The sequence below is a fragment of the Leptolyngbya sp. CCNP1308 genome, from assembly GCF_034932455.1.
In the GTDB taxonomy this organism is placed as follows: Bacteria; Cyanobacteriota; Cyanobacteriia; order Phormidesmidales; family Phormidesmidaceae; genus Nodosilinea.
This window is the reverse complement of sequence record NZ_JAYGIH010000072.1, coordinates 90,306-111,569: the sequence shown is the minus strand read 5'-3', so window position 1 is coordinate 111,569 and position 21,264 is coordinate 90,306. Positions and strand designations below refer to the sequence as shown.

The window sequence follows — 21,264 nt, the reverse complement described above, 5'->3', positions numbered from 1 at the left end:
TGGAACCGCACCGTCGTCGGTTACGGCAGCGGTGCGGTTCAACTTCAACGTTAAGCCTCACCCTTAACGGGTGAGCAATGGTCACGGTAGATTGTCGATCGCCTCCGCTTCCTCCGGTGTCGCCACATGCGAAAACAGCGCACTCTTGGCGGCCCCCAAGGCTTCGGTTAAAACCAGCGGAACTTCAGCTTCCTTCGACGCTGCCTCAACCCGCTGTTGTAGCCTGTTCACCATCCTGCGGCGCTGGCCCGCCAGGTTAGTTTCCTCCGAAGGGTCTTGAGCCAGGTTAAACAGTTCGACCTGAGAGGGCAGCATCGTTTGCCACACCAGCTTCCAGTCGCCCTCACGCACAGCGGCCCGAAAGGGTTCAACATCGTAGCCGACGGCCCCTCGATTGAGAGTTTGACCATTGCTCAGGGCTGGCCAAATATTTAGCCCATCGAGGGGTTTTGTTGAGTCAGGCGATGCCCCAGCCAGACTGGCCAGGGTCGGGTACCAGTCAATAATGTGCATCGGCTGGTTCGTGACCGAACCGGGCTCGATATGTCCGGGCCAGTTGGCGAGGGCGACAACGCGGGTTCCGCCTTCGTATAGCGATCCCTTGCCACCTCGAAAAATACCGTTATCGGCAGGAATGGTGCCTCCCGAGGTATCGACTTCACCCGTAACCTGGGCAGAACGAGGACCGCCATTGTCGCTCTGGAAAACAATCAGCGTGTTGTCTCGCATCCCCCGCCGTTCCAGGGCCTCCACCACCTGACCAATCTGCTCATCCATCACGGAAATCATGGCCGCGTAGGCACGACGGTTTGGATCAGTGATATTTGCATACTGCTCAAGCGCCTCTTCTGGTGCCTGGTAGGGCGCGTGGGGAGCAGTAAAGGCCAAGTATAGGAAGAGCGGAGTATCCGCATCGTGCTCGTCGATGAGCTTTACGGCATCCTGTCCCAGCAGTGTGGTGACATAGCCCTCTTCGTTGACCAGTTCGTTGTTGCGATACCAATCAACTACACCGTGGGCTGAGTGGGTGAAATAGTCGATTTCACCGAGAATAGGGCCATATTGATAATCAAACCCGCGCTGCCGAGGCCAGTACTGGCGATCGGCATGACCCAAGTGCCACTTGCCTACAATCGCAGTCTTGTAACCGACATCTTTGAGTGCCTGAGGCAGCAACCATTCGTCGGTGGCCAGCCCATAGGTAGCCGCCGATGGAATAGCGATGGTTTGTAATCCATAGCGGAAGGGATATCGTCCCGTCAGCAGGGCGGCTCTTGAGGGTGTACACCAGGGATGGGCATGGTAATGATTGAGATCTACTCCGGCTTGGGCCAGGCGATCGAGGTTGGGGGTTTTGATGTCAGAGCCATGAAACCCAACATCTTTCCATCCCAGGTCGTCGGCCATGATGTAGAGGATGTGAGGGCGCAGCGGTTGCTGAGCGACAGCCGCCGGGGGCAACCATCCACGGCCCCCTATCAACAGCGCCACGACAAAGGCGATGAAAAAGCCCAATTTTTTCACGTTATAGTTAACCCCCGTTTTAGTGATTGTTTGTGACGGCTTGCGCAAGCCAGCAATAACGTTGAGCAAGGTTGCAAAGTGAATTCTTGTGCTTGCCATCAGGCACAAGAATAGAAGTCAGCTAAGATGGTGACTATCCAAAAATCGCAAGATAACAAAAGAAAAATATTAAGAACTTTGAAGAAGTTTGACTGAAAATGTATGTTTCAGGGGTGTTTTCTCTAAAAAACTTGGCATTACTTGGGTAAGACATGAAATCGCTCAAGGACTCAAGTCCTCAATCTCTGAATGTCACCACTTCAAATATTATATCGCTTCATCGCTTTCAAGATATTGATGATTTAGCGGTATTTTTACCTGAGGATGTTTGTCTAACACCTTTGGAGTATGGACCTTTTAGTTGTGAATCGGCGTCTCTAAATTTGGGACCGGTTCACTTCAATTTCAATCATGTCAACCGCAAGCTTCAAGCGGTTGGACAAAAGCAAAGAGGCTTTTTAAGCTTTTCTATGATTCTCCAGAGCGTTGGGCAACATGGCATTGAAAGTAACCAACTCATTACAGAAGACTATTTATTTGGATTTGATGTAAATCGCGAGGCAGATCTGATCTTTCCTGGGGGCTGTACATATTGCGCTGTCTACATTCAGCCAGATACCTTTGAAACCTGTGCTCAGACTATGGATCGGCTGGAATTAGATGAAAAATTTTTAGATTGCAATCATGTTTACATGCCGGAATCTTTCCCTTCCTTGCGTACTTACCTGAAGCAAATCTGCAAACTCTTGGTTCAGCAGTCGCCTTTGCTGCACCAGCCAAACTTTCAGCAGCTTATTGTGCAAGACTTCCTGCCTTTGTTTATTGCATCATTACCAGCTCGGCAGGAGCATCGGACTCCAGCTAAATTCTTTCGCCGCTCTAAACTGGTTAAGCAAGCCGATGATTATATGCGATCGCATATAGATCAGGCCTTAACACTGACTGATCTATGCGAGGCTTTGGGCACTAGCACTCGAGCCCTCTGCTATGGATTTCAGGAAATGTTTGGAACCAGTCCTATGTCTTACTTGAAAATCTTGCGGTTGCAAGGCAGCCATCGAGTGCTAAAAGCAGCTGACCCGGACGGGAAGACCGTGACTGAGGTGGCAACTCAGTTTGGTTTTTACCATTTGGGATACTTTGCCCGCGACTATAAGCAAATGTTTGGTGAATTACCTTCAGAAACCTTGAATCGGAATAAGTAGGCTTGATGTTCCTCAATTTTTAGTTAGTAGTTACCACACCTCAATCGAAGGATGAGGTCTGAGAAGTAAATAAGCGCACGGTCAAAAATTACCGTGCGCTTAGGTCAAATCTGATGCTTACAGAGACAATCTGTAGCGTCATTTACCAGTTGACAGAGCTATCAGTTAACTACTGAGTAGAAGGAGCCGTCGATTCGGGATGGCTGGGGTGCCAGACGAAGGCAAAGTAAGCCGCGATCGCCCCGGTTGTAGCATTGAACCAAACGTTGTTACCAAAGATCGGCATGATACCAAACAGGGTGTTTGAAAGCGGTATCAACCCCATGATGGCAAGCAGCAAATAGCTAATGGCAAAGAACCGATTGTATCTAAATGCCCCTTCTTTACCCGTAGCTGAAAACAGACCAAAGCCGCCAATGGCCAGGTGCACCATGTTGTGAAGGAGGTTGGTGGGGAAAAGCCCAAACAAGTAGCCAAACCCTCTCAGGTAAGCGGCCATGTAATCAGGCCCACCGCTAATGGGTATTGAGCTTGCATCTAGCGGTACGCTAGCGCCCATGCCTGCGGTAGGCAGGTTAATTAAAGCAGGAATGAAACCAGCAATACCTAAAAAGGTAAAGATGATTCCCAGTGCCAATGCACATTTTTGTTCACCGTTCATGTCAAGATACTCCGTGCGACAAAATTTTTCGTAGGAACAGCATTGTCTATTGCTAGCGAATGAAAGCATTAGCTATATGTCTGGACTATGACTGTTCTTAACTATCTAGGCTGTTGAACTCGTTTTTTTGCGCTGCTTGTAGCAGCTAATTTTCCTATCTTTTTGTGCTCTATCTTCAGAGAGACTTCATAGCCTCAGCTGCTAACATCGCTGCTCTTGTACTCGCTGCTCTTGCACAAAAACCTGCAAGCAACGCTAAATGCATCCTAGGAACTATGCGCTGCTCCTTCCTCTCACGGAAGAATTAAGTTAGTCAACCCTTTACCTGCCTGTAGGAATATCTAAGGCTCAATGGACCGATCTAATTGCCACACTCAGCAGCTCACTTAGCTAAAAACGTCCTCGACAACCTACAAAACTAGCAATAGCCCGTAAACGAGTAGTCAGAACACAAACTCAAAATTTAACGTCTCGTGTGGGACAAACCGCTACAAAGCCGTTGGATGGGTTGTGCTTTAGCCCGGCAGTTCTTAGCTTTCATGCCTGCGGTAGATGCTGGCCTTGGTTGCAAACTCTATTATGCAAACGCAGTTTGGGTTTAGAGTGGGCAGCAGCCAAGCTTTATTCGGCTTGATGTCGGTCTTCTCGCCAAGGAGAAGCCATGAGTCAGAAGCAGCAAATGATGGGCATGGGTTGGGGGCACTTCGCAGCGACGATCGCAGCTTCAACCGTGATCATGTTCTTTCTTATGTATCAGTTGGTTTATGCGATCGACCACGCCACATTCAGCGTCAACCGTCTGGTTGCGTCTTTGGTGATGGGATGCGTCATGACTGTTGTAATGCTCGCCTCCATGTGGTCGATGTTCAAGGGCAAGCTCACTAAGATTGTTGTGCTCGCGGTGGCTGCGCTCGCAGGCATCGTTCTGCTTTCGGTGAACAGGAATCAAGCGGTTATCAGTGACGTGACCTTCATGCAATCAATGATTCCGCACCACTCCATCGCTATTAATAACTCTCGTAAAGCAAGCATCAGCGATCCGCGAGTACGCGAACTGGCCGACCAAATCATTGAAGCTCAGGTGCGCGAGATCGAACAGATGAAGCTGCTGCTCGAAGATATAGAGCGCAACGGTGAGCGAGGCACTACTGCGCTCCAGCCTCGTTCTACGGAAATCACACCGGAAATGCAAGCCGAAATTATGAGCGTGGTTCAGTAACTTTGGATGTAAACGGCGTCTGGCCCGGCCAGGAAATGCTGTATGATGCAGCCAAGCTAGGGGTGTCCGATCGCATCGGACTGAGATCATACCCTCAGAACCTGACCTGGTTAATACCAGCGGAGGAAAGCGTTGCTTGAGGCCATCAGCCGAATCAACGGATAGATTGATGATTCTGGCGCTATGCCAGGGTATTGGATGAAAGCTCAGCCAGATGCTGACGTTCATCGGCGATCGCTCTATCCATCTCGGCGTTATCCATCCTCACGGCCACTACATCCCGATTCAGGCAAAACCTCTAGCGCCACACCAGAGGTAAACCCATGAGAACTGAATGGATCGCTAAACGCCAGGGCCACGCCAACGTGTCCCAAATGCACTACGCTCGCCAGGGCATGACCACCGAGGAGATGGCCCACGTAGCTAAGCGGGAGAACCTGCCCGCAGAACTCATTCGCGATGAAGTGGCGCGGGGCCGCATGATCATCCCCGCCAACATCAACCACCCCAACCTGGAGCCGATGGCGATCGGCATTGCGTCAAAGTGCAAGGTGAATGCCAACATCGGCGCGTCGCCGAACTCGTCAGACATTAACGAAGAAGTGGCCAAGCTACACCTGGCGGTGAAGTACGGGGCCGACACCCTGATGGATCTATCAACGGGGGGCGGCGACCTGGACGCCATCCGCACCGCTATCATCCAGGCGTCTTCGATTCCGATTGGGACGGTTCCTGTTTACCAGGCGCTGGAGAGCGTCCACGGCAACATCGAGAACCTCACCGCCGATGACTTTCTGCACATTATCGAAAAGCACGCCCAGCAGGGGGTTGACTACCAGACCATCCACGCCGGGATTTTGATTGAGCATTTGCCGCTGGTGCGCGATCGCATCACCGGCATTGTCTCTCGCGGCGGCGGCATCCTCGCCCGCTGGATGCTGCACCACCACAAGCAAAACCCCCTCTACACCCACTTCAACGACATCATTGAAATCTTCAAGCGCTACGACGTTAGCTTTAGTCTGGGGGATTCTCTGCGCCCCGGCTGCCTCCACGACGCCACCGACGCCGCCCAGCTGGCCGAGCTCAAAACCCTGGGCCAACTCACCCGCCAAGCCTGGGAGCACGACGTGCAGGTGATGGTCGAAGGCCCCGGCCACGTGCCCATGGATCAGATCGACTACAACGTCAAAAAGCAGATGGAAGAATGCGCCGAAGCCCCCTTCTACGTGCTGGGGCCGCTGGTGACCGACATTGCGGCGGGCTACGACCACATTAGCTCGGCCATTGGCGCAGCGCTGGCGGGCTGGAGCGGGGCGGCCATGCTCTGCTACGTGACGCCCAAAGAGCACCTGGGTTTACCCAATGCTGAGGACGTGCGGGCGGGGCTGATCGCCTACAAAATTGCGGCCCACGCGGCGGATATTGCGCGGCATCGGCCGGGGGCGCGCGATCGCGACGATGCCATGTCCCACGCCCGCTACAACTTCGACTGGAACAAACAGTTCGAGCTGTCGCTGGATCCTGAGCGGGCGAAGGAATACCACGACGAAACCCTGCCTGCCGACATCTACAAAACCGCCGAGTTTTGCTCGATGTGCGGCCCCAAGTTCTGCCCCATGCAAACCAAAGTGGATGCCGACGCCCTGACCGAGCTGGAGAAGTTTTTAGCGAGCGCAGACGCTAAGCAAGCGATCGCGCAGCCTGTTTAACCCAGTTCTCTCGGGAAAAGCAACCTACCCATCCTGGCTGTCCACAGATGACTGAGCAGAGCCCCACTCCATACCGCTGGGGTGGGGTTTCTAAATGATAGGGCTACAATATGACCACGCGATCAGTGGTTCCTATGCAGACAACCACGCTCTACGACCAAGACTTTCACGCCTGGGCTCAGCGCCAGGTTGAGCTGCTGCGATCGGGTCAACTAGCCGACCTCGATATTGAAAACCTGGTGGAGGAAATTGAGTCATTGGGTAGGCAAGAACGCCAGGAGTTGCGCAATCGCTTGGGGGTGCTGCTGGGGCATCTGCTCAAGTGGCACTACCAGCCCGAAGCCCGCACCAAAAGCTGGGCGGCCACCATTCAAGAGCAGCGTCGGAGAATTCAGCGTCATTTGAAAGAAAACCCTAGCCTGAAGCCTTATCTGGCGGACGCGATCGCCATTGGCTACGAAGATGGCTTAGATTTAGTCAACCGAGAAACGCCCCTCGATCCCAAACAGCTTCCCCAGACTTGCCCCTTTACTGAATCAGATATCTTCACGCAACCCATCGACTGGTTGTTGTAAGCACCCCCATGGAGATTTTGATTGCGGCGATGCTGCCCATTGCCCTGGTGGCGCTGGTGGGGTTTGGGGTGGGGCGCAAGTTCGACCTCGACATGCAAACCCTGGCGCGGGTGAATATCTATGCCCTGCTGCCCGCGCTGGTGTTGACCAGTCTGGCCGAGACTACTCTGGCGTTAGGCAGCGCCCTAGCAATCGTCGTCACCTTCTTGCTAAATACGGCCCTGCTGTATTTGCTGGCGGTGGGGCTGGGTCGTAGCCTAGAGCTTTCTATCGACGAGCAGAAAAGTCTAATTGCCACCACCCTGTTCGCCAACGTGGGCAACATGGGGCTGCCCTTCATTCTGTTTGCCCTGGGGGATGCGGGGCTAGAGCGGGCGGTGGTGTACCTGGTGGGTTCTAGCGTGATGATCGCCAGCGTCTTCCCTATTGTGCTGAAGGGGGCAGGGATGCGGGCGGGGGTTACTTTTACCCTGCAACTGCCGGTGTTTTGGGCGGCGATCGCCGGCATTGGCCTCCAGGCGGCGAGTGGCGCTTTTCCGGTGCCGATAGAGCGGGGAATGACGATTTTGGGGCAGGGGGCAATTCCCCTAGCGCTGCTGACGCTGGGGGTGCAGCTGGCCCGCACGCAGCTGATATTTGGGCGGTACGAGCTGCTGGGCTCGGCGCTGCGATTGTTTGTCTCGCCGCTGCTGGCCTATGGCCTGGGCACCGGGCTGGGGTTGCAGGGGCTAGACCGCCAGGTAGTGGTGCTGCAAGCCGCTATGCCCGTGGCGGTTAATTCGCTGATTTGGGTGACGGAGTTGGGGGGTGACAGAATCCGGGTGGCTAGAACCATTGTGCTCTCTACCTTTCTCAGTGTCTTTACCCTGCCCGTGGTGCTGTGGCTCAGCAGTCGGTAGAGCCGGTTCTGGATATTGGATGGTTTTGCACTATGGCACCTAGCGACCTCAGCACAACTCTGGATAGCGAACTGCTGCCGCCCAGCCCTCAGCTACGGCAGGCGATCGCCGTGGTGTATGATCTCGACCCCAGCTTTGAACGCATTGAAGCCGAAACTGGCCCTCTCACCGTTCGCGCCTGGGCAGCGGGGTTTCCCTCGCTGGTACGTATTATTCTGGGGCAGCAGCTGTCGTCTCGGGCCGCCCTGGCAATTTTTCAGCGGCTAAAGGCAGAACTAGAGCTGACTCCCGAGGCGATCGCCGCCGCTCCGGAAATTGCCCTTCAGCACGTTGGGTTTAGTCGAGCCAAGATAGCCACCTGTCAGCGGCTAGCGGCAGCCCTGCTGTCGGGCCAGCTCAGCTTAGAGGCCCTGGCCGATATGACAGACCTAGATGCGATCGCCCAGCTCACCCAAATCAAAGGCATTGGTGTTTGGACGGCAGAGGTCTATCTGCTGTTTTGCCTAGAGCGGTTGAGCAGCTTTCCGGCCTCAGATTTAGCGGTTCAAGTTGGCTACCAACGGCTCAAAAAACTAGAGCGTCGCCCAACTCGCAAAGAACTCATTGCCTCCACCGATCGCCTCGATCCCTATCGGGGAGCCGTGGCTCACCTGCTGTGGCACTACTACCGCCAGTTAGCTCAGCAGTGACTGGCAGCTAGGGCAAATGCCATACACCGTAAACTGGCAGTTCAGCAGCGAGAACCCTCGGGAGGAACTCTCGCTGCTGCCCACTTGACTCATCGTGGCGTCTTCAAACTCTTCCACATTGCCGCAGTGAACGCACACGAGATGGTGATGCTGATCCATAAAGGGGGTGTTGAGTTCGTAGTACTTGCGCCCCTCGGCCAGCTCTAGCTCTTGCAGCAGCCCCAGCTCCACCATCACGTGCAGCGCCCGATAGATGGTTGAAAAGCTAATTTTTTCGCCCTGGCCCAAGAGCTGCTGATGAATTTCTTCAGCACTGAGATGATGCCCCAGGGCTGCCGCCTGAAATAAATCTAGAATTTTTTGCCGCTGGCTGGTGAACCGAAACCCTTCTTTATTAAGAACGGTTTTGAGTAGTTCGGGCTCCTGATTTAATTTGGGCAGAGGTGGTTCGTTTTCCATTGTTGGCTGGTTGCGGTCAAAGAAGCTGTAGCTTTGCCTGTACAAATCAGGGGTTGTCATCTGGCTAAGGGCATAGGTGGGAAATGCTTTTTGAATAGCGTTGCTGGGATATTGCTCAGTTAGCTATAACTATTGAAAGTGGCTTTCACTATAGGATTGCGCCCTATCGAAAGTAGTTTTCGATATAGAGTATTAGGTTTGTTGAAAGTCATTTTCGCTATCTACATCGGTAACTAAATTTTGCATTTATCCATACATTTTAGGCAAACAAAGTTATTAGCTAGATTTAAAGAAATAAGGTAGGCTCAGGAAGTAGCCCCACAGGTTTGGAGCTGCTTTTACTGCTGATAAAGGGGGATGGTTATGCCTATCACTGAAACGCTGCTGCAAACCTACGGCGAGGTTGCAGACAACCCAATTCTGCTGGAGAAGTCGATTACAGAGCCGGTTGTAGACGGGCTGGCGACGCTGTATGCCAGTTTCGTGGCCCTGTCGTTGCAATACCAAAAGCACCACTTTGTAGTAGAGGGCTCGGAGTATTACATGCTCCACGACTACTTTTCTGAAAGCTACGATGCCGCCCAGGGCCACGCCCACGACGTTGGCGAGCGCCTCCACGGGCTGGGGGGGATTCCGCCGCTGAGTTTTGGCAAGCTGGCTGAGCTGTGCTGCTTCGACATGGAGGGCGACGACACCTACCGCTGCCGCATCATGATCAACCACGATCTCAAAGCCGAGCAGTCGCTGATCGAACTGATTCGTCGGTTGGCCGCCCAGGCAGAAAGTTTGGGCGATCGCGCCACCCGCTACCTCTACGAACAAATTCTGCTGAAAACCGAGGAACGCGCCTACCATCTCGATCACTTCCTCACCCCCGACAGCCTCAAGCTGGGCTGGTAGCGGTTCTCTGCCCCCCTTTTCAAGGGGGGCAGGGGGGATCTTCCGCTCATGTCACTCTGGCTCACACCCACCCCCCTAAGCATCGAGATACACCTTCCAGATAATCCAGCTAGAGAGCGCCACAAAGGCGACGATCACCAACCAATGGTCTAACCGCTGGGGGTCAAACGCCTGACCATTCATCGCTTGGTACCTAGCTTTGCCAGGGCTTCGGCGGGGCTGGCCCGGTGCAGCATTTGGCCGCTGGGCAAGCGCAAGTTGGGGCCGTGCTTGCAGGCTTTCATACAGCCCGTCGCCTTGACCGAGACGTGGCTCAGCTCAGGATTGTCATCAATGGCCGTTTGCAGGGCGTGGTAGGTCTGCCTACCACCCTGCTTAAAGCATTTGCCTTTGCTGCACACTTCAATGCAGAGGCGCTTTTGCTGCGACTGAGGCACCTCAGTCGCAGGGGTCAGATCGCCCCACTGCTGTTTCAGGGTTTCTGCTTCGCACTCCGGCAGGGGCAGCACATTAACCGCTCGCCAGCGCTCATCTTCGGGATAGGCCCAAACCTGCACGAAATCTCCCGGCGCTAGCTCACGTACCAGCATAGGCCGCAGATACTTGGGCAACTTGATGGTGAATTCTGTCTCCCCCGATCGCAGCAGGAGCCCCTTAATCTTGCCTTTATCAGAACGGTAGGCTCCGGCATACTGACCCTTGAGCACCTGCCCAGTGGGCGCTGCCCTGTCTGCCACGGCGGATTCGTAGGCGGTTTTCATCGCAGGCTCCTTTGCTGCCAGCAGCGCTCTAAGTGGTCGGCGAGGGATGCTTTGGGCTGGGTGGTGGACTGCACTACACTCCAGACCAGCAGAGCATCGGCGGGGGTGTCAATGGCGACGGTGAGGGGGCGATCGCAGCCGCACTCACACAGCATATGTAGCTCTTGCAGGCGGCGGTAGACGTTCCAGCGGGTGACCCGGTCTAGGGAAACAACGGTTTGAGCTGGGGCAGCGTTTCGAAGGTCTTGCCCTGACCCTAAATAGTCTGACTCTAAAACGTGCATACTAACTCGACTGACTCTCCATAGTGGTGACCCCGCGAGGTCTGAGCTTCTTGAAACTGTCTCTGAACTAAACGCTGAAAGATGTGGCCCAACCAGGGACTGAAAGGGCTGAAACCCTTCTTCAGAAGGCATTACAGCATTTTTTATAAATTTATGGACGCGATGCCCTAGGGACATCGGCTGCTGTTGTTATTGACTTTGGTTATTACTAAGATACCCAAGCTCTGGGATTAATGCAACAGATTTTCAATAAGCTTTGCCTATTGCTAGGGCCAGCTATTGCCGTTAAGCGCGATAAGAACGCAACCAGAACATCCTGGGCTCGCCCCGACCGATACAATTCATCTACGAGCAGCTACTGCGATCGCCCATGCCCGCCCTCAAACAAATCGCCACCCAGCGCGATCTACTACTCAAGGCCTATCGGCAGCTCTCCCCCGAGGAGAAAGAGCTGTTACAGCTGCTGTCGCTGATCTACGCCCCGGTGAACAGAACCAAGCTGCTTGACGTCTACAATCGCTACCTAAAAATCGTTCAGAAAAGCCTGACCAGCATTAATCAGGTGAACCCCTTGTTTACTCGGCTGTCGCGCAAGGGGTTGATTATGGCGGCGGGCAACCAGGGCTCCCATACCCAGCCTCTGCTCACCGAGCTACTCACCCGCGAGGCCGTTGGCCAGAAACGTTTTGAGCCGATGGTGAATGCGATCGAGGCAGCCATTCCCATTCGCACCCACGGCTGGAATAAAGACCTGCGTCTGTTTGCCAACGAAGACGAATTCATCCGCGAGGTGCGCATTGGCGTCTACCGCTACGACTGGAAATTTGTCAAACAGCAGTTCGAGAGTTTCTACAGCAACCCCTACAACGCCAGCCGCATCTCTATAGCCGAAGTTTATGCGCTGATCTGCGACAACCCCTTCGATCGCGACTGGTTCCTCACCCTCAAGCAGGTTCCTGAAATCTACGAAGCGGCCCTGGGCAGCCTCTGCCGCAGTTCCTTTACCGACCTCGTTCCCAACGATCACTTTTTTGAACTGCTCCACGACGAATGCCGCCAGCTCAACTCTACCGCCAGCGATCGCCTCAAAAGCATCTGGCTCGAGCAACTCATGGCCCGAGGCCAGCTGGCGGAGGCCGACGCCGCCCTGGCCCGCTACGCCAAAGACAACCCCATTGAAGAACTGCTGCACCAGAGCTGGCTCGACGGCCTGCGGGGTGACTACTCCCAAGCCGTCGAAGATGGCCGCGTCGCCCTCAAGCTGCTGAAAAAGAGCACCGGCAAACGCAAAATCTACTTCGACACCCTGCCCGGTATATTTCTGCCCTTAGGGCTGCTGCAAGAGGGTTCCCCCACCAGCCTCAAAGAGGCCGAGGGCTACGCCCACATCATCGCCGAGCAGACCTACCGCCACTGGATGAGCGTGATCTACAACTGTCTGGAGAAGGTGGCCCAAACCCTCCAGGGCAACACCACCGCCAAGCGCTACCTCACCAGCACCCCCGTCAGCGATCTAGACAACAACACCAGCATCGAAGTGCTGATCGATATGATCTGCCTCTACTGGGTGGATGTGGAAAACGCCCAGGAGCGCCTACCCAAGATGGCTCAGGCCTTCTACAAAGCAGCCGCCGAGTCTGGCTACGACTGGCTGGCCCTCGAAGCCGCTGCCCTGCTGGTTCACCTGGGCGACAGCACCTACAGCACCAAAGCCAAGGCCCTGCGCGAGAAAACCGGCATTGCGCCCTTAGTGGATATCCTTAAGCCCAAGCAGCCCTGGGAACTGTCGCTTACCGCGCTGATTGGCCTCAGCCCCACAACGCCATCCCAGCAGGCCAAGGCCCCCGTCGCCAGCGACTATCGCCTGGCCTGGTTTATCACTTACTATTCCGAGCAAACCTGGCAGCTCCAGCCCAAGGAGCAAAAAATCAGCGTCAAGGGCGGCTGGAGCAAGGGACGGGCGATCGCCCTGCGCCGCCTCAAAAACGAGATGGCTAGCTTCAACTACCTGACGACTCAGGATCGCGAGATCTGCTCCCACCTCACCCACGACCCCTACGCCTACGGCTACGACAACTATCACTTCCCGGCCCAGGCGCTGCTAGCGCTGGTAGGTCACCCCCTGGTGTTTTGGGAAGACGCCTCCAGCACCACAGTGGAGGTGGTGAAGGGGGAACCCGCCCTGATGGTGCGCCAGACCCAGGCGGGTAAACTGGCGATTTCGCTCACCCCGGCGGTGGATAGCAAGCAGGCGATCGCCCTGATCAAAGAAACCCCTACCCGCCTCAAGGTGATTGAGATCACCGCCCAGCACCGCCGTATCGCCGAGGTACTGGGGCCAAAGAATGCCCTTGAAGTGCCCGAAAACGCCAAAGATCAGGTGTTGGCCGCCATCAACGCCGTGGCCGGACTCGTCACCGTTCACTCCGACATTGGCGGCGGCGTCGCCGATGCCGAGACGGTAGACGCGGTGCCCAAGCCCCACCTGCACCTGCTGCCCGCAGGCGAAGGCCTTAAGGTCTCTCTACTCACCCGGCCCTTTGGCGACGACGGCCCCTACTACCGCCCCGGCACGGGCGGCGAAATGGTAATCGCCGAAATCGACGGCCAGCGCCTGCAAACCCACCGCAATCTCAAAGAAGAGAAAAAACTCGCCCGCGCCCTCGAAAAAGCCTGCCCCACCCTGCAACGTTTAGAAGACACCGCCGGGGAATGGCTGATCGACGACCCCGAAGACTGCCTAGAGCTGATTCTGGAGATTCAGGACGTGGGCGACGAAGCGGTGGTGGAATGGCCCGAGGGCGAAAAAATGCGCATCGCCAACCGGGTCAGCCTCAGCAACTTCAAGATCCAGATTCAGCGCCAGCGCGACTGGTTTGCCGCCAGCGGCGAGCTGCAAATCAGCGACGACGAGGTGATGGGCATGAAGCAGCTGATGGAGCTGCTCGACGCCTCCCCCGGTCGGTTCGTGAAGCTGGCCGACGGCCAGTTCCTCGCCCTCACCCAGGAGTTTCGCAAGCGCCTGGACGACCTGCGGGCCTACTCCGAAACCAGCGGCAGCGGCGTGCGATTCCACCCCCTAGCCTCCCTGGCGATGGAAGACTGGATGGACGACGTTGGCCAGCTCAAGACCGACAAGCACTGGAAAGAGCACCTCAAGCGGCTGAAAGCAGCCAAAGATCTCAAGCCGGAGCTGCCCTCCACCCTGCAAGCCGAATTGCGGGATTACCAGGTTGAGGGCTTTAACTGGCTAGCCCGGCTGGCCCACTGGGGCGTGGGAGCCTGCTTGGCGGACGACATGGGCCTGGGCAAAACCCTGCAAGCCCTGGCGCTCATTCTCACCCGCGCCCCCCAGGGGCCGACGCTGATCGTCGCCCCCACCTCGGTGTGCATGAACTGGCTCAGCGAGGCCGAGAAGTTTGCCCCCACGCTGAACCCGATGCAGTTCGGTACGGGCGATCGCCAAAAAGTGCTCGACAATCTCAAACCCTTTGACCTGCTGGTGTGCAGCTACGGCCTGCTACAACAGGATGATGTCTCCGACATGCTGGCCAAAGTCGAGTGGCAGACCATCGTGCTCGACGAGGCCCAGGCGATCAAAAACTCCGCCACCAAGCGATCCAAAGCGGCGATGAAGCTCCAGGGCGGCTTCAAGATTCTCACCACCGGCACCCCGATCGAGAATCACCTGGGCGAACTGTGGAACCTATTTCGCTTCATCAACCCCGGCCTGCTGGGCTCTCAGGATCAGTTCAGCACCCGGTTTGCCAATGCGATCGAGCGCAACCAGGACAAAGCAGCCCGCAACCGGCTCAAAAAACTCATCCAGCCCTTCATTCTGCGGCGCACCAAAACTCAAGTGCTCGACGAACTGCCCGCCCGCACCGAAGTCACCCTCCAGGTCGAGCTCAGCGCCCAGGAAATGGCCTTCTACGAGGCGCTGCGGCGAGAGGCGGTAGAAAAACTAGCCGATCCCACCATCGAGTCGGGCACCAAGCACCTGCAAGTGCTGGCCGAAATCATGAAGCTGCGCCGCGCCTGCTGCAATACCCGCCTGGTCAAGGGCACCACGGCGCTACCCAGCGCCAAGCTCGAAGCCTTTGGCGAAGTGCTCGAAGAACTACTGGAGAACAACCACAAAGCTCTGGTATTCAGCCAGTTTGTCGATCACCTGAGCATTCTGCGGGAGTTCCTCGACGGGCAGGATATCAGCTACCAATACCTCGACGGCAGCACCCCCGCCAAAGATCGCAAAAAGCGAGTCGATGCCTTCCAGGCGGGCCAGGGCGACGTGTTTCTCATCAGCCTCAAGGCCGGGGGCACCGGGTTGAACCTGACCGCTGCCGACTACGTAATTCATATGGATCCCTGGTGGAACCCGGCAGTGGAGGATCAGGCCAGCGATCGCGCCCACCGCATCGGCCAGCTGCGCCCCGTCACTATCTATCGCCTGGTAGCCAAAAACACCATCGAAGAAAAAATCGTGGACTTGCACAAGCAAAAACGCGATCTGGCCGACAGTCTGCTCGAAGGCACCGACATGAGCGGCAAGATCTCCACCGAGCAACTGCTCCGGCTGATCAGCGAAGGGTAGAGTGCTCTCACCAGGGCGACCGGGTTTTGCCCTGCTTTGGCCTACCGCCAGATGGGCTTGCTATGATCACATTCATAGATTGCTAAATTGCCATGAGCGTTGTTTTACCCGATGAGTTAGTAGAAGCTTCTGGCCTGGCCCCCAATGAGCTGGTTAGAGAAATTGTGCTAATGCTGTTTCAGCAGCAAAGAATTAGCATCGGCAAAGCAAGCGGCCTACTAGACATGAACCTGATCGAATTTCAGCATCTAATTAGCGATCGCAACATTCCCCTCCATTACGATGTTAAAGACTTAGAAGAAGACGCTGCTACCCTCAGACGACTGGGAAGATTGTGACCATTGTTTGCAATACTTCTCCAATTAGCAATCTGGCTGTAATTGGACAACTAGATCTACTCCGTCAAGTCTATGGAGCGATTGTGATTCCCCACGCTGTCGCCCATGAAGTAGCCAAGCTTGGCTCAAGCTGTAGCCAAGCAGCGATGCTTCCCACCTTGCCCTGGGTGGAAATCAAAGAGCTAACCTTCCGTGATGCCGTTGACGATCTGCTGCGGCAGCAAAAACTAGATCTAGGCGAAGCTGAGGCTATTATTTTAGCCATTAGCTTGAATGCTAATTTGCTAATTATTGATGAACAGCTAGGCAGAAATGTTGCCAAACAAAAAGGCTTGGAGATTACTGGCCTACTTGGAGCTTTGCTAGAAGCCAAGAGCAAAGGCATAATCTTGCAGGTTAAACCCATTGTTGATGACCTTGTAGGTCGAGCAAAATTCAGGGTTTCTACCGATCTCTACCGCAAGATTTTAACTCTTGCTGACGAGTCTAGTTTTAATCCATAAACTAGCTGCGCTACAAAGGCTGACCCGAAAGATGTCGGGCCTTCTCAGGCTCAGTGTGTCTTTTCTTATAGATGTGCTTGATTTGGCAGAAATTCTTGGCCAACAAAAATCCTGAATTTTGTGATATTTCGCAATCTTTTCGGGTTGCTGATCTGATTATTTTCTTAAGAGACGTGTCAGCAGCCTGCGCCTGATCTCAGAATAGCTAGGCTGGTCTATAGCTGTCCCTGTTTGAGTTCCTTCGTTTTGCTCGATAAATCAATGACCCTATCTCAACCGCCCCAAGCCCAAGGTCTTTACCATCCTCAATACGAGCACGATGCCTGCGGCGTGGGCTTCATCGTTCATATGAAAGGCGCGCAGTCGCACACGATCGTGCAGCAGGGGCTGACGATTTTGGTCAACCTGGCCCACCGGGGCGCGGTGGGGGCCGAAGCGAATACCGGCGACGGGGCGGGTATCTTGCTGCAAATGCCCCACAAGTTTATGGCCAAGGTGGCGGCGGTAGAGGGCATTACCCTGCCAGCGCCGGGGCACTACGGGGTGGGCTTTTTCTTCTCGTCGCCCAATGCGGCAGACCGGGAGCAGGGCCGCCGCCTGTTTGAGCGGGTGGTTGAAGAAGAGGGGCAGCGGGTGCTGGGCTGGCGCGATGTGCCTACCGACAACGCCTCCCTGGGGGAGACGGCCAAGGCCAGCGAGCCGTTTATGCAGCAGGTGTTTATTGGGCGATCGCCCGATCTCGCCGACGACCAGGCCTTTGAGCGCAAGCTGTATATCATCCGCAAGCGCGCCCACTCCGCCATTCATCCTACCGGGGTTGACCCATACTGGTATGCCACCAGCCTGTCCTGCCGCACGGTGGTCTACAAGGGCATGCTGACGCCGGAGCAGGTGGGGATGTACTTCCCCGACCTGGCCGATGAGGCGATGGAAAGCGCCCTGGCCCTGGTGCACTCGCGCTTTAGCACCAACACCTTCCCCAGCTGGGAGCGGGCCCACCCCTACCGCTACGTGGCCCACAACGGCGAAATCAACACCCTGCGCGGCAACATCAACTGGATGTATGCCCGCCAGTCGATGTTTGGTTCGGAGCTGTTTGGCGGCGATCTCGACCGGGCCAAGCCGCTGATCAACAAAGAAGGCAGCGACTCCGGCATTTTCGACAACACCCTGGAACTCATGACCCTGGCGGGGCGCTCGCTGCCCCACGCCATGATGATGATGGTGCCCGAACCCTGGACGGCCCACGAGTCGATGAGCGCCGAGAAAAAAGCCTTCTACGAATACCACGCCTGCCTGATGGAGCCCTGGGATGGCCCGGCGGCGATCGCCTTTACCGACGGCACCATGATGGGGGCAGTGCTCGATCGCAACGGCCTGCGCCCCTCCCGCTACACCGTCACCAAGGATGAGCTGGTGATTATGGCCTCGGAGGCCGGGGTGCTACCCATCGCCCCAGAGAACGTGGCCTACAAGGGTCGCCTGGAGCCGGGCCGCATGTTCCTGGTGAATATGGAAGAGGGCCGCATTGTCTCCGACGAAGAGATCAAGCACCAGATTGCCGCCGAGCAACCCTACCGGGAATGGCTCGATCAGCATTTGGTAAAACTGGCAGATTTGCCGGAGGCAGCAGACCCCGCAGGGTTAAACGGCAATGGCACCAACCCCGTAGGGGCGAACGGCCGTTCGCCCCTACCCAACCTCGCGCCCTTACCCATCCTCCAGACCGCCTTTGGCTACACCTTCGAGGAATTGCGCCTGCTGCTAAAGCCCATGGCCGAAAGCGGTGTGGAAGCCGTGGGCGCGATGGGTACTGATACGCCCCTGCCCGTGCTCTCCAACAAGCCCCGGCTGCTCTACGACTACTTCCACCAGCTGTTCGCCCAGGTCACCAACCCGCCCATCGACTCCATTCGTGAGGCGATTATCACCTCCGCCGACACTACCATCGGCAGCGAGCGCAACCTGCTCAAGCCTGAGCCCGAGAGCTGTCGGCTGATCAACCTCAAAACGCCAATCATCACTAATGCGGAACTGGCCAAGCTGAAAAACGCTGGCGAGAGCGACTTCCCCTCGGTGACGCTGCCGATTGTGTTCAAGGCTGAGGAAGGCGAAGCGGGGCTAGAGGCGGCGCTGAACGGGATCTTTGCGGCGGCGGATGAGGCGATCGCCAACGGCACCAGCCTGATTATTTTGAGCGATCGCACCCTCGACAAAGACAACGCCCCCATTCCCGCCCTGCTGGCGGTGGCGGGCCTGCACCACCACCTGATTCGCAACGGCAGCCGCACCCGCGTCGGCCTGGTGCTGGAGTCGGGCGAACCCCGCGAAGTCCACCACTTCGCCACTCTGATCGGCTACGGCTGCGGTGCCATCAACCCCTACCTGGTGTTCGACACCTTTGAGGGCATGATTGCCGACCAGCTGCTGCCGCCCATGGAACTGGAGAAAGCCTGCCAGAACTTCATCAAGGCCGTCACCAAAGGCGTGATCAAAATTGCCTCCAAGATCGGCATTTCCACCATCCAGAGCTATCGCGGCGCGCAGATCTTTGAAGCCCTGGGCCTCAACCACACCGTCATCGACCAATACTTCACCTGGACGGCCTCCCGCCTTCAGGGTGTGGGTCTAGATGTGCTGGCCGAAGAAGCCCTCAAGCGCCACCGCCACGCCTTTCCCGATCGCCCCGCCGAGCACGTCACCCTCGATGTGGGCGGCGACTACCAGTGGCGCAAAGAAGGCGAAGCCCACCTGCTCAGCCCCGAGGTGATCCACACCCTGCAAAAAGCGGTGCGTACCGGCGACTACGACGCCTACAAGCGCTACGCCGCCATCGTCAACGAGCAGGATCAGCAGATGTTCCGCCTGCGGGATCTGCTTCAGTTTAAGCAGCGAGAACCGATTCCCCTCGACGAGGTGGAGCCCGTAGAGGCCATCACCCGGCGGTTCAAGACCGGAGCGATGAGCTACGGGTCGATTTCCAAGGAGGCCCATGAAGCACTGGCGATCGCAATGAACCGCATTGGCGGCAAATCCAACACCGGCGAAGGTGGCGAAGACCCCGATCGCTACACCTGGACGAATGAGAAGGGCGACTCCAAAAACAGCGCCATCAAGCAGGTGGCCTCCGGCCGCTTCGGCGTCACCAGCCTCTACCTTTCCCAGGCCCAGGAAATCCAGATCAAAATGGCCCAGGGGGCAAAACCGGGGGAAGGCGGCCAGCTGCCGGGCCGCAAAGTCTACCCCTGGATCGCCAAAGTGCGCCACTCCACCCCCGGCGTGGGCCTGATTTCCCCCCCGCCCCACCACGACATCTACTCCATTGAAGACCTGGCCGAGCTGATCCACGACCTCAAAAACGCCAACCGCGACGCCCGCGTCAACGTCAAGCTGGTGTCGGAAGTCGGGGTCGGCACCATCGCCGCCGGGGTGGCCAAGGCCCACGCCGATGTCATCCTCATCGCCGGGTTCGACGGCGGCACCGGGGCCTCCCCCCAAACCTCCATCAAGCACGCCGGTCTGCCCTGGGAGCTGGGCTTAGCCGAAACCCACCAAACCCTGGTGATGAACAACCTGCGCAGCCGCGTCGTGGTCGAAACCGACGGCCAAATGAAAACCGGCCGCGATGTGGTGATCGCCGCCCTGCTGGGGGCCGAAGAGTTTGGCTTTGCCACTGCGCCCCTGGTCTCCCTCGGCTGCATCATGATGCGGGTCTGCCACCTGAACACCTGCCCCGTAGGCGTCGCCACCCAAGACCCCGAGCTGCGCAAGCACTTCATGGGCGACCCCGACCACGTGGTCAACTTCATGCAGTTCATCGCCCAGGAAATGCGCGAGTGGATGGCCCAGCTCGGCTTCCGCACCATCGATGAGATGGTGGGCCGCACCGATGTGCTGGAGCCCAAGGCCGCCATTGACCACTGGAAAGCCAAAGGCCTCGACCTCTCCCCCATTCTCCACCAGCCGGAGGTCGGCCCCGAGGTGGGTCGCTACTGCCAGATGGCCCAGGATCACGGTCTAGAGAAATCCCTCGATATGACCACCCTGCTGGAGCTGTGCGCCCCCGCCATCGAGCGCGGCGAAAAGGTCACCGCCACCCTGCCCATCCACAACATCAACCGCGTTGTCGGCACCATTCTCGGCAACGAAATCACCAAGCGCCACTGGGAAGGGCTCCCCGACGACACCGTGCACCTGCACTTCCAGGGCAGCGCCGGGCAGAGCTTTGGAGCCTTTGTACCCAAGGGCGTCACCCTAGAGCTGGAAGGCGAAGCCAACGACTATCTGGGCAAAGGTCTCAGCGGCGGCAAGTTGATTGTCTACCCACCCAAGCAGTCCACCTTTGTACCCGCCGAAAACATCATCACCGGCAATGTGGCCTTCTATGGGGCGACTAGCGGCGAAGCCTACATTCGCGGCCTAGCGGGCGAGCGCTTCTGCGTCCGCAACTCGGGCGTGACCGCCGTGGTGGAAGGCGTCGGCGACCACGCCTGCGAATACATGACCGGAGGCAAGGCGATCGTGCTGGGATTAACTGGGCGCAACTTTGCGGCGGGCATGAGCGGCGGCATTGCCTACGTGCTCGATGAGGCGGGCGACTTTGCCACCCGCTGCAACACCGAAATGGTGGATCTGGAGCAGCTGGTAGACCCCGAAGAAATTCGCGATCTGCAAGAACTGATTCAGCGCCACGTCGATTACACCCAGAGCAAGCGGGGGCTGAGCCTGCTGGAGGATTGGGAGAATGCGATCGCCAAGTTTGTGAAAGTGATGCCCCGCGACTACAAGCGGGTGCTGCAACACATCCAAAAAGCCCTGGCCGACGGGCTCACTGGCGACGATGCCCTAACGGCAGCGTTTGAAGAAAACGCCCGCGACGTCGCGCGAATTGGAGGGAGTTAG

16 protein-coding genes and 1 riboswitch are annotated in these 21,264 nt (G+C 56.7%); of the genes, 11 read left to right on the top strand and 5 right to left on the bottom strand.

The features are described 5' to 3' along the window. Positions 1-81 precede the first annotated feature (81 nt). Positions 82-1,524, bottom strand: coding sequence for an arylsulfatase (locus VB780_RS14765; RefSeq protein ID WP_323351927.1), 1,443 nt, complete (start codon positions 1,522-1,524; stop codon positions 82-84). Between the two features lie 251 nt (positions 1,525-1,775). On the opposite strand from VB780_RS14765, the gene VB780_RS14760 reads away from it, so the two are divergent. Continuing rightward, a complete protein-coding gene (locus VB780_RS14760) occupies positions 1,776-2,768 on the top strand; it encodes an AraC family transcriptional regulator (protein ID WP_323351926.1) in 993 nt (330 codons plus the stop codon). 169 nt (positions 2,769-2,937) lie between these two features. Here the strand turns inward: VB780_RS14760 and VB780_RS14755 are convergent, their stop codons facing one another. Next, positions 2,938-3,429: a DUF4383 domain-containing protein gene (locus tag VB780_RS14755; RefSeq protein ID WP_323351925.1), complete on the bottom strand. Its 492-nt coding sequence runs from the start codon at positions 3,427-3,429 to the stop codon at positions 2,938-2,940. Between the two features lie 661 nt (positions 3,430-4,090). Here VB780_RS14755 and VB780_RS14750 point away from each other — a divergent pair. From VB780_RS14750 to VB780_RS14730, 5 genes are all read left to right on the top strand, one after another. After that, complete coding sequence (locus tag VB780_RS14750) at positions 4,091-4,648, top strand: DUF305 domain-containing protein (protein ID WP_323351924.1); 558 nt, start codon at positions 4,091-4,093, stop codon at positions 4,646-4,648. Positions 4,649-4,696: 48 nt separating this feature from the next. Next, a riboswitch (TPP riboswitch) is annotated at positions 4,697-4,793 on the top strand. A 178-nt stretch (positions 4,794-4,971) separates the two neighbouring features. Then, complete coding sequence (gene thiC / locus VB780_RS14745) at positions 4,972-6,360, top strand: phosphomethylpyrimidine synthase (RefSeq protein WP_323351923.1); 1,389 nt, start codon at positions 4,972-4,974, stop codon at positions 6,358-6,360. 134 nt (positions 6,361-6,494) lie between these two features. After that, a complete protein-coding gene (locus tag VB780_RS14740; protein ID WP_323351922.1) occupies positions 6,495-6,935 on the top strand; it encodes a DUF29 domain-containing protein in 441 nt (146 codons plus the stop codon). 8 nt (positions 6,936-6,943) lie between these two features. Then, entirely contained in the window at positions 6,944-7,834 is an 891-nt protein-coding gene (locus VB780_RS14735; RefSeq protein WP_323351921.1) for an AEC family transporter, read from the top strand. Positions 7,835-7,866: 32 nt separating this feature from the next. Further along, a complete protein-coding gene (locus tag VB780_RS14730) occupies positions 7,867-8,523 on the top strand; it encodes a hypothetical protein (protein WP_323351920.1) in 657 nt (218 codons plus the stop codon). Here the strand turns inward: VB780_RS14730 and VB780_RS14725 are convergent. After that, complete coding sequence (locus tag VB780_RS14725; RefSeq protein WP_323351919.1) at positions 8,509-8,982, bottom strand: Fur family transcriptional regulator; 474 nt, start codon at positions 8,980-8,982, stop codon at positions 8,509-8,511. The two genes, VB780_RS14730 and VB780_RS14725, sit on opposite strands and share 15 nt — an antisense overlap. Positions 8,983-9,345: 363 nt before the next feature. Between VB780_RS14725 and VB780_RS14720 the strand changes: the two genes are divergently transcribed. Next, positions 9,346-9,882 carry a Dps family protein gene (locus tag VB780_RS14720; protein WP_323351918.1) on the top strand — a complete coding sequence of 179 codons (537 nt, stop codon included), beginning with the start codon at positions 9,346-9,348 and terminating at the stop codon, positions 9,880-9,882. A gap of 179 nt (positions 9,883-10,061) precedes the next feature. Here VB780_RS14720 and VB780_RS14715 read toward each other — a convergent pair whose 3' ends face one another. Next, positions 10,062-10,643: a (2Fe-2S) ferredoxin domain-containing protein gene (locus VB780_RS14715; RefSeq protein ID WP_323351917.1), complete on the bottom strand. Its 582-nt coding sequence runs from the start codon at positions 10,641-10,643 to the stop codon at positions 10,062-10,064. Beyond that, complete coding sequence (locus tag VB780_RS14710; RefSeq protein ID WP_323351916.1) at positions 10,640-10,927, bottom strand: Asr1405/Asl0597 family protein; 288 nt, start codon at positions 10,925-10,927, stop codon at positions 10,640-10,642. The genes VB780_RS14715 and VB780_RS14710 overlap by 4 nt, the downstream gene beginning before the upstream one ends. A gap of 370 nt (positions 10,928-11,297) precedes the next feature. Here VB780_RS14710 and VB780_RS14705 point away from each other — a divergent pair, with 370 nt between their 5' ends. The 4 genes from VB780_RS14705 to gltB all read left to right on the top strand — a co-directional run bounded on the left by VB780_RS14705 (position 11,298) and on the right by gltB (position 21,264). Continuing rightward, positions 11,298-15,521 (top strand): DEAD/DEAH box helicase, encoded by a 4,224-nt coding sequence (locus VB780_RS14705; RefSeq protein WP_323351915.1) that lies wholly within the window; start codon positions 11,298-11,300, stop codon positions 15,519-15,521. 92 nt (positions 15,522-15,613) lie between these two features. After that, positions 15,614-15,859: a UPF0175 family protein gene (locus VB780_RS14700; protein ID WP_323351914.1), complete on the top strand. Its 246-nt coding sequence runs from the start codon at positions 15,614-15,616 to the stop codon at positions 15,857-15,859. Beyond that, positions 15,856-16,362 carry a DUF3368 domain-containing protein gene (locus tag VB780_RS14695; protein ID WP_323351913.1) on the top strand — a complete coding sequence of 169 codons (507 nt, stop codon included), beginning with the start codon at positions 15,856-15,858 and terminating at the stop codon, positions 16,360-16,362. The genes VB780_RS14700 and VB780_RS14695 overlap by 4 nt, the downstream gene beginning before the upstream one ends. Positions 16,363-16,623: 261 nt before the next feature. Then, positions 16,624-21,264 carry a glutamate synthase large subunit gene (gltB, locus tag VB780_RS14690; protein ID WP_323351912.1) on the top strand — a complete coding sequence of 1,547 codons (4,641 nt, stop codon included), beginning with the start codon at positions 16,624-16,626 and terminating at the stop codon, positions 21,262-21,264.

What these genes read in the sequence shown, in the direction of transcription:
- VB780_RS14760 (WP_323351926.1), top strand. Translation starts at nt 1,776, where the DNA reads ATGAAATCGCTCAAGGACTCAAGTCCTCAATCTCTGAATGTCACCACT.
- VB780_RS14755 (WP_323351925.1), bottom strand. Translation starts at nt 3,429, where the DNA reads ATGAACGGTGAACAAAAATGTGCATTGGCACTGGGAATCATCTTTACC.
- VB780_RS14750 (WP_323351924.1), top strand. Translation starts at nt 4,091, where the DNA reads ATGAGTCAGAAGCAGCAAATGATGGGCATGGGTTGGGGGCACTTCGCA.
- thiC (WP_323351923.1), top strand. Translation starts at nt 4,972, where the DNA reads ATGAGAACTGAATGGATCGCTAAACGCCAGGGCCACGCCAACGTGTCC.
- VB780_RS14740 (WP_323351922.1), top strand. Translation starts at nt 6,495, where the DNA reads ATGCAGACAACCACGCTCTACGACCAAGACTTTCACGCCTGGGCTCAG.
- VB780_RS14735 (WP_323351921.1), top strand. Translation starts at nt 6,944, where the DNA reads ATGGAGATTTTGATTGCGGCGATGCTGCCCATTGCCCTGGTGGCGCTG.
- VB780_RS14730 (WP_323351920.1), top strand. Translation starts at nt 7,867, where the DNA reads ATGGCACCTAGCGACCTCAGCACAACTCTGGATAGCGAACTGCTGCCG.
- VB780_RS14725 (WP_323351919.1), bottom strand. Translation starts at nt 8,982, where the DNA reads ATGGAAAACGAACCACCTCTGCCCAAATTAAATCAGGAGCCCGAACTA.
- VB780_RS14720 (WP_323351918.1), top strand. Translation starts at nt 9,346, where the DNA reads ATGCCTATCACTGAAACGCTGCTGCAAACCTACGGCGAGGTTGCAGAC.
- VB780_RS14715 (WP_323351917.1), bottom strand. Translation starts at nt 10,643, where the DNA reads ATGAAAACCGCCTACGAATCCGCCGTGGCAGACAGGGCAGCGCCCACT.
- VB780_RS14710 (WP_323351916.1), bottom strand. Translation starts at nt 10,927, where the DNA reads ATGCACGTTTTAGAGTCAGACTATTTAGGGTCAGGGCAAGACCTTCGA.
- VB780_RS14705 (WP_323351915.1), top strand. Translation starts at nt 11,298, where the DNA reads ATGCCCGCCCTCAAACAAATCGCCACCCAGCGCGATCTACTACTCAAG.
- VB780_RS14700 (WP_323351914.1), top strand. Translation starts at nt 15,614, where the DNA reads ATGAGCGTTGTTTTACCCGATGAGTTAGTAGAAGCTTCTGGCCTGGCC.
- gltB (WP_323351912.1), top strand. Translation starts at nt 16,624, where the DNA reads ATGACCCTATCTCAACCGCCCCAAGCCCAAGGTCTTTACCATCCTCAA.